Source organism: Methylomonas sp. LWB (assembly GCF_001856095.1).
GTDB classification, from domain to species: domain Bacteria; phylum Pseudomonadota; class Gammaproteobacteria; order Methylococcales; family Methylomonadaceae; genus Methylomonas; species Methylomonas koyamae_A.
The window spans coordinates 107076-119115 of record NZ_MKMC01000004.1 but is presented as its reverse complement, the minus strand read 5'-3'; the positions used below and the strand labels follow the sequence as shown (position 1 = coordinate 119115).

Sequence of the window (12040 nt, the reverse complement as noted above, 5' to 3'; positions counted from 1 at the left end):
GCATGTTGTCTCCTTAATCAGTATTTATCCAAACGGCAGCACCCGTATTAACACGTTCAATCAGCGGCGCACATTTTGTAAGACGATTGAGAAACGAAAATCCCCCAACTCCATTCGAATTTTTTTTGCGTCGTCACGCGCCTAATATCGCGTCGACAAGCAGTCCAACGGGAGCTTATGAATTCAGGGGGCAACTACCTTCTAACCCGAAATTGGATTAGAGGCGTCTCAGGATTCGCGGGAGAATCGACCAGACGTATCTAAACCCGCGGACCAAGCCGCAATAGCAATCCGAAAACACAGTACAACCTCTAAAGTCCGCACCTACAGGCCGCGCAAGCGCTTATCAAAATAAATCGCGACGGTTTGGCGTCTTTTCGATGCTGGTGCGTTTCATAGGAAACCCCAACCCCAAGGAGACCCTATGACCGCATCGCTAAAACATCCGCTCTTATTGACCGCCGCGTTGCTGGCTTGCGAAGTGCGAGCCGCCGACCCGAGCTACGCCTTCGACATCCCGGCGCAAGATCTGGCGGGTGCGCTGCAAAAACTGGCCGCGCAATCCGGCAAGCAAGTCTTTTACGCTCACGACAGTGTCGCCGGCCGCCGCGCGCCCGCCTTGCAAGGCTCCATGAGCTTGCCCGAGGCCGCCGCCAAATTACTGGCCGGCACCGGCCTGAGCTATTCGGTTGCCGGGGACGGCTCGCTGGCGATTAAGCCGCTCGGCGGCGATGCGACGATGATGGCGCCGGTCAATGTCTTCGGTAAAGCCGCTTACGATTCCAGCGATCCCTACAACACCGATTACCGCCTTCCCAACGCCACCACCGCGACCAAGACCGACACGCCCATCATGGACACACCGGTGTCGATTCAGGTGATACCCAAGGCCGTGCTGGCCGACAAACAATCCATCACCCTGCCCGATGCGGTCAACGGCCACGTCAGCGGCGTGCTGGGCCGCACCGGCGGCGGCTATCTGTACGACAATTTCATCATCCGCGGCCTGGCCGGCTCGGGATTCGGCGATGCCTACCGCAACGGCTTGTTCAACCGCCAGGACGTTTACGACATCGCCAACATCGAGCAGGTGGAAATCGTCAAAGGGCCGGCGGCGGTGCTGTACGGACGCATCGAACCCGGCGGCCTGGTCAATTACGTGACCAAAAAGCCGTTGGATACCGCGTATTATTCGGTCCAGCAACAATTCGGCAGTTACGATCAATACCGCACGCTGATCGACGCGACCGGCCCGCTGGATGCCGACAAAACCGTGCTGTACCGCCTCAACGGCTCCTACCTGGACAGCCAATCGTTCCGCGAGTTTGTCGGTAACGAACGCTATTTCGTGGCACCGAAACTCAGCTGGCGGCCCAATGAAAAATTCGAAACCAATCTGGAGCTGGAATACAAGCGCGACCGCTTCAACGCCGACTTCGGGATTCCGGCCATCGACCATCGCCCGGCGCCGATTCCGATCACCCGCACGCTGAAGGACGGCGCGCAACGCCAGTTGATGGAAAGCAAGCTAGTCGGCTTCGACTGGACCTATCATTTCAACGACGATTGGAAAATCACCCAGCGTTATTTATTCAAGGATTGGTCTTTGAGCGGACCGACCCTGTTCAATTTCGGCGGTCTGCGCGAGGAAGACGGACACTTGTTTTTAGACCGCACCGCCTCCAAAGGCGTGCAGGACATCATGACCCATTCCGGCAATATCGACTTGAACGGCAAATTCGAAATCCTGGGCAGCCGGCATAACCTGCTGATCGGCGTCGACGGTTTTCATGCGACAACCGAGTCGAATTCGGCGCAAGCGGCGGTCGCGGGAATCGACATCTTCGCGCCGGTTTACGGCCAAGTCGATTTCAACGCCCTGCCCGCCGACAACGCGTTCTTCTACCGTAAGGAATCCTGGATAGGCGCTTACGTTCAAGACCAAATCACGCTGTTCGACCGGCTGCACATCCTGCTCGGCGGCCGTTACGACAACGTCAGCACCGGCGGCCGGTTTTCGCCGGTCTCGCTGGCGGCCGCCCAAGCCGGCCGGGTCAAGCAAGAAGACAACGCCTTCAGCCCCCGCGCCGGTGTCGTCTACCGGGCCCAAGACTGGCTATCGCTGTACGGCAGCTACACCGAGTCGTTCAGCGCCAACAACGGCCTCTCCGGCACTGGCCAACGCTTCGATCCGCAGCAAGGCCAACAGTACGAAGTCGGCATCAAGACCGAATCGGCCGATCGGAAATTTTCGTCGACCTTGGCGTTTTTCCATTTGACCAAAAGCAATCTGCTGACCGACGATCCGAATCAAACCGATCCCAATTTCCAGATTCTGGCCGGCAAGATCCGTAGCAAAGGCATAGAACTGGACTTGGCCGGACAAGTTACCGACCAACTGCATCTGCTTGGCACATATGCGTATACGCAAGCCAATTACATTGAGGACTTCGACGGACTGCAAGGCAAACGCCTGGAAAACGTACCCAGGCACCAAGGCAGTTTGTGGGGCACGTGGCAATTTAACGACGCGTTTAAAGCGGGCCTGGGCGTCGTAACGGTCGGCAAGCGACCAGGCGATTCGGATAATTCTTACTACATGCCCGGCTATGTCCGTTTGGATGCAATGGCCGCATATACCCAACGTTTCGGCCAACAACGCTTGACGGCTCAGTTAAATGTCAACAACCTGTTGGGCAAACGCTATTACGCCAACTCCGACGGCAGCAGTCTGGGCGCGATTCCCGGTTATCCGGTCAATGTGATGGGTTCGTTGAAGTACGAGTTTTAAGCCAAAACCAGCGATCCGAGCGCCCGGCGACATCTCCCGCCGGGCGCTGTCCTCCATGGAGAAACCCGGATAAAACTAAGATTGGCCCCCGAGTGGCAGCGGACAAACAATCGACTTGACTTAGCCAACAAATCGGCGTAACAAGCGGGAGTAATTCAGTCGGTTGATCTTGGTTTCAACTGCTGGATTTTCGGGTTTCCCTAGTCATTTCGAGTCTCCTCATGAGCGATTTGTCCGTTACCAGCGCGCTGCAATCCGGCTTTCAACAGCTGAGTTCGGTCTCGGCCAAACGAAATGCCGAGCAAGCCGAACAGTTGGCCCAATCCTTAAGGAAACAAGCCGATTCCGCTCAAGCCATGGCGGATAAATACGAGGAAAAAGCGCTGGCGTTGGATAGCCGAGCCAATCAGGCGCAAGTCAAATCGGACGACCTGAATAACCGTTTGACGCTGAGCAACGCTTTCCGCCAAGCCGGCGAGCAAGTGACCAAAATCGTCAACGAAGCCGAAGTACAGCCAGCGACCTATTCGGCGTCGGGTTTGACGACGACGGCCGGCGATACTTCGGCAACCGGTGTCGGCGGCAATATCGATACCGTGGCCTAGCCTGCTCGTTTTGGTCGAGGCATCGTCCTTCAAGGCTAATCCAGTCGGCGTCCCGCAAGCATTTCAAGCGACCAAGCCGGTCCGCGGCGCATGGGTTTCGGGGAAATCCGCGATTGCCAAATGTGAACGGCGAATTCGGTCAGGCCCTCGCCGACCTCAGCCCATCCACCCATCGGAAACATCAGCCTGTAGGGCGCGCGCCACTGTAACCGGCGGACGGCTAAAGCCCCGGCATGCCGACATAACCCGGTTGACGGCCGATTCGCTGCAACCACGCGCCAATATGCCGGTATTCGTCTAACGCTATGCCGGCCTGCGAAGCCAGCGCGACATAAGGATAGCAAGCCACATCGGCGATGCTGATGCGGCCGTTCGCCAGCCACTCGCGGTTTTCCAACCGTTGCTCCAACACCGCCAAACCACGCTTGCCCAGTTCTTGGCATTGGCCGATGTCCCACGGCCTACCGAACAAATTAGCCGCCCGGGCCCGCGCCAAGCCGTATAGCAGCTCGTTTTGAGCGAGCGCTAACCACTGCATGACTTCGGCTAAGGCAGAAGGCTCCAGGGGCAACCAATGCGGCGCGCCGTATTGTCTGGCCAAATAGACCAAAATGGCCGTCGAATCCCAAAGCCTGATCTCGCCGTCCTGCAAAACCGGAATCTGACCGCGCGGATTGAGTTGCAAGAATTCCGGGCTTCGATTTTCTTGCCTAGCCAAATCGATAGGCACCGTTTCGTATTCGAGTCCCAGCAAACCGCAAAATAGGCGGATTTTGTAGCAATTGCCGGACAGCAGCATATCGTAGAGCTTCAAGGTGGTTCTCCCAAGGGTAGGCAACGAAGGTTTAGCATAAACGCCTTGACCTCTAACATCAAAAATCTCGGCAAACACCAAGAAACGTTTTTGCTCGACCTAAAGGGGATTTGGCCGAATTTGCCAATGAAACCACCCTCCCCCTCCACAACATCAAATTCGCTCCAGGGACTGTCAAATTGTCCGTACCGCGCATCGAGTTTTCCTATATGATGGGTCTTGGTAGGGCAGACACCTTACCTAACCCAATGCGATAAACCAAACCTTCAAGCAGCACGGATTCGCTTTACGTTCTCAGGGTCTTCATCGACGCTCGGGCAGAACGCCTATCCCATTCGCACGGACGTGAACCCCATTGCCACTCATGGTGTCCATGCTTCAGCCTATATGCTGAAACGGCGCAATTTTTAGTCATTGGCTCCTTCCTACTTTTCATAAAACGCATACATCATGAATCTACTCAAAATTGCAGCACTCATTTTCGTTTTCGCAACCTCATTCGCGGCGAGCAGCACCGCGGCGCTTGCCGAAGAAACCGCCAGCAGCCCGGCGGCGGCCACCGCCGAAATCATTTCGCGGATCGAAAAAGGCTTGGTCGAAGTCAGCAAAAGCGATTTCTCCGCCGCTCAAGTTCAGTTAAAAGCCGCGCGCTTTGCCTCCGAAGCGATTGCCGGCAGCTCCGAAACCGCTAAGAAAGCCCACGCAACCTTAATGCAAGGACAAATTCAAGCCAAGAAAGGCGACATCCAAAAAGCCACTGAAGAATTAAACAAAGCGATAGCGCTGTATAAATCGCTTTAATACACCCTAGGCGCGAGGCGAGCTGTCATCAGACGTATCTCCGTCACGGGGATTTAATACAAGCTCAGCCGCCTCCCCAACTGCTTTAGCACCGGTATAACGGCTTGAACGTTTTGCCGGTTTTCGAGAGCCCTCGGCGGTGGGTTTGATGCTCGAAGCCATCGGCCGGGTACCAATCGATCGTCTCGCCCTAGCCTCTCCGGTCCTAGGGCCACGCGCACTCATCCCCCAAACCCGCCAAAATTCGAACTCAGTCCATACCGGCGGCCACCCGCCAAGCTCGGCGATACCAACGATCATCGACCAGCCGCGCCATCTCGGCTTCGCTGGGTAAAACCGCCGCATCCAAAAACGAAGCAGTGGCCGGATGATAACGACCAATACAAATGTCGAAGGCCAAGCGCTCGGCATTGTCCCGGTAATGTCCCCGATGCAGCATTTGCGCGTCGAACAGCAAGGCGTCGCCGGGTTCCAGCCGGATCAATTTGCTGCCGGATAGATCGTCGCCTTGACGATAACCGTTAGTTTCGAAGCGCACATTCCGTTCCAGCTCGCTGTCCCAACGGCAATGACTGCCGGGCACCAACGCCATGCCGCGTTCCGCGATCAACGGTACCCGCACATGCAAGGCCAGTAACCGGCCCTGCTCCGCGCGTTGCGTGCTATCGTCCACGTCGCTGTATTGCAGATCCCGGTGCCAGTACGGCGCCTGGCCGGGATCGTGGGGATTGAAAAACAACTGGGTATTGTGAAAGTAGAGCGTGTCGCCGAATAGGCTTTCCAGCCAGAGCGCAAGGCCAGGCTGAGCGATCCAGTCAAACAAGGCTAAGCGCTGTTCCGGTTCTCCGAGAAAATAGCGAGTGTCGGTCAAACCATACATATTCACCAAGCGATTGGCGATCATCAACGCCCGGTTTTCAGCCAACCACGCTCGATAAATCCGTTCGACTATCGCTTTCAGCTCCGCGATCTGCGTTTGGGAAAACAGGCTTCGGACCAGCAAATAGCCTTGCGTGTCGAAGGTTTTGGCGTTGCGGTATGAATCGTTCATCAGTGTTCGCCAATCGGAAAGTGATGGACCGTGGCCGTCGCCGACATCAACGAGCCGCTGGCCGAATGTCCGAGGACGCCGGCCAGCGATCATCCTGGCTAAGCCTTATTCAGCCGGTACCGCTCGGCCATGGCACTTAGCGGCACGACCTTGATTTTTCCGGCGTGGCCGGCCGAGCCGAACGCTTCGTAACGGGATTGACACAGGGCCTGCATCGCATCCCTGGCGGCTTGGTAGGTCTTGCGGGCGTCCAGTTCGGCGGCCTGTTCGGGCTGAGCCAGAAACCGGCGCATCGCGCCGGTGGACGCCATCCGCAGATCGGTATCGATATTGACTTTGCGGACGCCGTATCGGATGCCTTCGACGATCTCGGCGATCGGCACGCCGTAGGTCTCGGGAATCGCGCCGCCGTATTCGTTGATGACTTGCAACCATTCCCCCGGCACCGAACTGGAACCGTGCATCACAAAATGCAGATTCGGCAAGCGTTGTTGCAATGCCTTTAGGCGGCTGATCACCAATACCTCGCCGGTGGGCGGCTTGCTGAACTTATAAGCGCCGTGACTGGTGCCGATGGCAACCGCCAGTGCGTCGACCCCGGTACGCGCGACGAACTCGACCGCCTCGTCGGGATCGGTCAGCAAACGGCTGTGTTCATCGTCCGAACGGTTTTCCAGCGCCCCCAGACAACCGATCTCGCCTTCCACCGACACCCCGCAGGCGTGGGCCATCGCGACGACCTGCCGGGTGACCTCGACGTTGTAGTCGAAAGAAGCCGGCGTTTTCATATCCTCCAGCAACGAGCCGTCCATCATTACCGAGCTAAAGCCCGACTGGATCGCTTGCGCGCAAATCGCCGGCGCCGGCGCGTGGTCGCGATGCATGACGACCGGGATATGCGGATATTGTTCGACGGCGGCCAAAACCAAATGGCGCAGGAATACTTCGCCGGCATAACGGTTGGCACCGGCCGAGCCTTGCATGATGACCGGGCTGTCGCAAGCATGCGCCGCCGCCATGATGGCCTGCACTTGTTCCATATTGCTGACGTTGAAGGCCGGCACCGCGAAACCGTGCTCGGCCGCGTAATCCAGAATTTGTCGTAACGACGCTAATGCCATCGGGCGCTCCTTAAACTTTTGTCGTAAATGTCGCCGCGCCCATCCGGCGGACGCGGCGCGCCATCGTAATGGCATTGCCGAGAATTCGCCAGCGCCGCATCGCCGAATTCAACAACAAAGCGGTTCGCGGCGTACACGGCCTCCGCCAAATGGGACGAATTGCCAACTCGGCCGGTACTTAGCCCTTGCCGGTTTTCCCGGCGAGCGGCACAACTGATAAAATGAGATCCGATTGCCGCCAAGGCACAAATTCCTCCATTCGCTGATTTTCCACACTATCGAAACCTTATGAAACTCGAAAAATCTTCCCGCTTTTCCGCCTGTCCCGGCCCCGTGGTCACCATCGTACTGGACGGCGTCGGTATTTCGCCGCGCGAGGACGGCGATGCGGTCAAAACCGCCCGTACCCCAACCCTGGATAAGCTGATGGCTAGCTATCCGATGATTGCGTTGCGCGCGCACGGCACCGCGGTCGGCATGCCCAGCGACGAGGATATGGGCAATAGCGAAGTCGGCCATAATGCCTTCGGTGCCGGCCGGGTATTTGCCCAAGGCGCCAAGCTGGTCGCCGAATCCATCGCCAGCGGCCACTTATGGCAAGGCCATGCTTGGCATGAGGTGGTCGCCACCGCCAAACAAGGCGGCACCTTGCATTTCCTGGGTCTGTTCTCCGACGGCAACGTGCATTCGCACATCGACCATTTGAAAGCGATGATCGAGCGTGCCAAGCAAGAAGGTGTTGCGAAAGTGCGCCTGCATATCCTACTTGACGGCCGCGATGTCGGCGAAACCTCGGCTTTGGAGTACGTCGATCCGTTCGAAGCTTATCTGGACGGCTTGCGCGGCGCGGATTTCGACGTGGCGATTGCGTCCGGCGGCGGGCGGATGCAAATCACGATGGACCGCTACGAAGCGGATTGGTCCATGGTCAAGCGCGGTTGGGACATTCACGTGCTGGGTTTGGGCCGGCAATTTGCCAGCGCTCACGAAGCGATTGAAACCTTCCGCAATGAAGCCAACGTCATCGATCAGGATTTGCCCGGCTTTGTCATTGCCAAAGACGGCAAACCGCTGGGTACCATCGTGGACGGCGACTCGGTAGTGTTCTTCAACTTTCGCGGCGACCGCGCCATCGAGATTTCCCGCGCCTTTACCGAAGAGTCATTCAGCCCGTTCGAGCGCGGCCCGCTGCCGAAAGTGACTTACGCCGGTATGATGCAATACGACGGCGACACCAAACTACCGCCGCGCTTTTTGGTCGAGCCGCCCACCATTGATCGCACACTGGGCGAATATCTCGCCAAGAACGGCATTACTCAATACGCCATCAGCGAAACCCAAAAATTCGGTCATGTGACTTATTTCTGGAACGGCAACCGCTCCGGCAAATTCGACGATTCCTTGGAAACCTACGTCGAAATCCCCAGCGACGTGGTGCCGTTCGAACAACGGCCGTGGATGAAGTGCGCCGAGATTACCGATACGTTGATAGCCGCGGTGCGCAGCGGTAACTACAAATACCTGCGGGTCAATTACGCCAACGGCGACATGGTCGGTCACACCGGTAATTTCGAAGCGGCGGTCACCGCGATGCAGGGTCTGGATTTGCAATTGGCACGCTTGATTCCAGTGATTCTGGAAATGAACGGCACGGCAATCATCACCGCCGATCACGGCAACGCCGACGAAATGTACGAGCTGGACAAAAAAGGTAATGTGGTCAGAAATGCCGAGGGCCGCACCAAGGCCAAAACCTCTCACACCTTGAATCCGGTGCCGTTCGTGTTGGTGTCAGGGGAGAATCCCGGCTACAGATTGCGCGGCGACATCGCGGCGCCGGGCTTGTCGAATTCGGCCGCGACCATCCTGAATTTGTTGGGCTTCGAAGCGCCGGACGACTACGACCCGAGTTTAATCGAGGCGGTCTAAGCAAACCGGTTGCCGCGCCGCTTGCGGTTGGCGCGGCAACCGACATTCCAAGTACCCGGCAAGTTCGTGAACGTAGGCATCGTTCGACGCTCAAGCCCTCGCCGCGCGGCATGCGATCAGTTCGAACGCAAAGGCAGCCCCATCCAAACGCTAGGCCGACAAGGCCAACGAATCTTCCAACGCAATCTCCAATTCGGCCAGCGTAATCTCGGACAAGCCCAAGCGCGCGGCTTCCTCGCTGCTCGAAACCATTAAGTCCGGCTGCGCGCGCGGTGCGATACCGAGCTTGTAGCAGACCATATCGACCACTCTAACGATCAACTCGACCGTGCCGCTATCGGCGCATTCGGCATGGTGATGAGAACCGGCGACCTTGCAGTAAATTTCCGGCAAATTCCAGGATCGCAATAACCAAGCGCCTTTTGCTTCGTGTTGGCGCGAAATAACTTCTTGTATTAAGTCGTCTGGCAAGTTTAGATCGGGCTCCTTTAGACGGAGGTCTTCCAAGCAGCGTATCAGTAACAACTCACCGATGTCGTGAAACAATCCGGCCATGAAGGCCTCTTCGGCCTGAGCCTGAAAAGCCAGGCGTTTCGCCAACCATTCGCTGCCCAGCGCCACCGCGACACTGTGCTGCCACAGTTTGGTCATGAATTGCGTGGTGGCCGGATCCTTGGTCGTGAATAGCCCCTTTTGCATCACCAAAGTGGCTATTTGCACAATCTTTGGTAAGCCCAATCGGACAATGGCATCCTTAACCGTATTAATTTTGCTCAGACTGGCATAAAACGACGAGTTGGCGACCCTCAAAATTTGACTGGCCAAACTGGCATCCATCGCAATTTGCTTGGCGATAGCGTCCAGCGAGCGATTCTCGTCTTTTAGTGCCAGCCGCAGTTCGGTGACCGCGCGTGGAAATACCGGCAAGCCGGCAGTTCCGGACGCGATGGCTTCGTCAATCAACTCCGCGAGGGACTTATCGCTCATTTTTTAGTCGTGTTTGCTATCAACGGCTGCCTAGCAGGCGCCGCAATTCGTAAAGTGGACGGGGTTTGCCGAAACGCGGCAAATTATGAATGACTTCCTGCAACGAGGTCGCGCCAGCCGCGGCCTTCACCAAGCCGTCCTCGACCAGCGTCACCAAACCGGCCGTCTCCAGACTAATCCGGCGAATTTCGTAGGAGGTTTTGCGTTGCAGTATCGCATCCTTGACCATTTCGTTCATCGACAACAATTCGAACACGCAAACCCGGCCGGCATAACCGGTATAACGGCATTTTTCGCAGCCCCTACCCAACATGAAGGCTCCGCCTGTCAAATCGTCGAGCGTGATGTTCAAACGTCGCAACAAGGCCGGATCGGGACGGAAGGGTTCAGCACAGTGACGGCAGACCCGTCGCAACAGACGCTGAGCCACCACCGATACCACGGTCGACGATATCAAGAATGCTTCGATTTCCATATTGAGCAAACGCAATAGGCCACCAATGCTATCTTCGGTATGAAACGTGGTCAATACCTTGTGACCGGTCAGCGCCGCTTGTATCGCGGTATCGGCGGAAAACCGGTCGCGAATCTCTCCGAGTACAATGATATCCGGATCCTGACGCACAATATGGCGCAAGGTTTCTTCGTAGGTCAAATTGATCTTCGGATTGATCGAGCACTGAGCGACGCCGTCGATGACGTACTCGACCGGATCTTCGGCGGTAACGATACTGACTTCCGGCGCATTCAAATAATCCACGGCACTGTACAAGGTCGTGGTTTTGCCGGAGCCGGTCGGACCGGTGATGATTACGACGCCGGTTGGCACGTCCAGCGAATCCTGGACAAAGCGCTCCAACATCAGCGGCGCCATGCCGACTTCGTGTATATCCAGCAATTCGGTCTTGCGGTTCAATAGCCGCAAAACGATTTTCTCGCCGTTGAGCGTGCTGAAAAACGAGGCCCGCATGTCGATGACATGACTCGTCCCGGCTTGTTCGAACTGGACGCGGCCGTCCTGGTGACGCCGCTTTTCGGCGATGTCGGCACCGGCCATCACCTTGATCCGGCTGATTAAGGACTGAACCAGCTTCGACGAGAAATCGCGATAATGCACCATCATGCCATCGATCCGGAAACGAACCCGCAATTTGTGCTCCAGCGGCTCGATGTGGATATCGCTGGCCTCCTGGCGGATCGCTTCGTTGAATATGCTGTTGACGATCGCCACCACCGATTGTTCGGAAACCGAAATTTTCTCGGCGCCGGCGTTGCGCTCGAAATTCAACAAAAAACGCATGATCTGCGAATAGCGCCCGACCGCCGGGATAATCTCGCTGCCGAGCACATGTCTGGCCATTTCAATGGCCGCGTGGTCCAGGGGATCTCCAAACGCTACCAAAACGCCGTCTTCCTGTTTTTCGATCGGCAAGAAGCAGTGTTTATTGGCCGACTTAAGCATCTGCCTGGACATCAGGGTTTGATCGACATTGGCAACGCTAAGATCAATGACCGAAATCCCCATCAAGTCCGCCAACACTTCCAGCATTTTGGATTCGGCGATCAAATTGCGCTCGACCAGAATTTCGCCCAATCGCTTGCGGCCCAACTCCTGCTGTTGCGCGGCCAATGCCAGTTGCAAGTCGGTGTTGCCGATATAGCCGAATTCGACCAGGAAACGCCCGAGTTTGACTTTAACCGGATGGCGACGGAACAACTCGGCCAATTGAGGCTGGGTCACATAACCCAAATCGCAAAGCACGACCAAGATCGGCTTGGCGGATTCCAATTTACTTTGCACGCGCAAAGCGTATTTGAGTTTGGCCGCGTCGATAACACCTTGATCGACCATCAGCTTCAAAAAGGTCTGAGCGAAATCCGCGTCCGGACCGGTCTCGCTGGAATCGTTGGATAGCATGTGGATTTTATAGTGGACTAGGT

9 protein-coding genes are annotated in these 12040 nt (G+C 56.7%); 4 read left to right on the top strand and 5 right to left on the bottom strand.

Annotated features, from left to right (window positions below):
• Positions 1–424: 424 nt before the first annotated feature.
• Both BJL95_RS02075 and BJL95_RS02070 read left to right on the top strand, forming a co-directional pair.
• Positions 425–2791: a TonB-dependent siderophore receptor gene (locus BJL95_RS02075; protein ID WP_071155099.1), complete on the top strand. Its 2367-nt coding sequence runs from the start codon at positions 425–427 to the stop codon at positions 2789–2791.
• Positions 2792–3012: 221 nt separating this feature from the next.
• Entirely contained in the window at positions 3013–3396 is a 384-nt protein-coding gene (locus tag BJL95_RS02070; protein ID WP_064026830.1) for a hypothetical protein, read from the top strand.
• Between the two features lie 220 nt (positions 3397–3616).
• Here BJL95_RS02070 and BJL95_RS02065 read toward each other — a convergent pair whose 3' ends face one another.
• Positions 3617–4210, bottom strand: coding sequence for a glutathione S-transferase family protein (locus BJL95_RS02065; RefSeq protein WP_083385560.1), 594 nt, complete (start codon positions 4208–4210; stop codon positions 3617–3619).
• A 450-nt stretch (positions 4211–4660) separates the two neighbouring features.
• Between BJL95_RS02065 and BJL95_RS02060 the strand changes: the two genes are divergently transcribed.
• Entirely contained in the window at positions 4661–5011 is a 351-nt protein-coding gene (locus tag BJL95_RS02060) for a hypothetical protein (RefSeq protein ID WP_064026826.1), read from the top strand.
• Positions 5012–5261: 250 nt separating this feature from the next.
• On the opposite strand, the gene BJL95_RS02055 is transcribed toward BJL95_RS02060, so the two are convergent.
• Together BJL95_RS02055 and fba are read right to left on the bottom strand one after the other, a co-directional pair.
• Positions 5262–6062: a phytanoyl-CoA dioxygenase family protein gene (locus tag BJL95_RS02055; RefSeq protein ID WP_071155095.1), complete on the bottom strand. Its 801-nt coding sequence runs from the start codon at positions 6060–6062 to the stop codon at positions 5262–5264.
• 98 nt (positions 6063–6160) lie between these two features.
• Positions 6161–7183: a class II fructose-bisphosphate aldolase gene (fba, locus tag BJL95_RS02050; RefSeq protein WP_071155093.1), complete on the bottom strand. Its 1023-nt coding sequence runs from the start codon at positions 7181–7183 to the stop codon at positions 6161–6163.
• Between the two features lie 288 nt (positions 7184–7471).
• Here fba and gpmI point away from each other — a divergent pair, with 288 nt between their 5' ends.
• The gene (gpmI, locus tag BJL95_RS02040; protein WP_071155089.1) at positions 7472–9112 is read left to right on the top strand and encodes a 2,3-bisphosphoglycerate-independent phosphoglycerate mutase; all 1641 of its coding nucleotides are present in this window, start codon (positions 7472–7474) and stop codon (positions 9110–9112) included.
• A 150-nt stretch (positions 9113–9262) separates the two neighbouring features.
• On the opposite strand, the gene BJL95_RS02035 is transcribed toward gpmI, so the two are convergent.
• On the bottom strand, positions 9263–10099 hold the full coding sequence (locus tag BJL95_RS02035) for an HDOD domain-containing protein (RefSeq protein WP_064026818.1): 837 nt from the start codon (positions 10097–10099) through the stop codon (positions 9263–9265).
• A 19-nt stretch (positions 10100–10118) separates the two neighbouring features.
• The gene (locus BJL95_RS02030) at positions 10119–12017 is read right to left on the bottom strand and encodes a GspE/PulE family protein (RefSeq protein ID WP_071155087.1); all 1899 of its coding nucleotides are present in this window, start codon (positions 12015–12017) and stop codon (positions 10119–10121) included.
• Positions 12018–12040 lie beyond the last annotated feature (23 nt).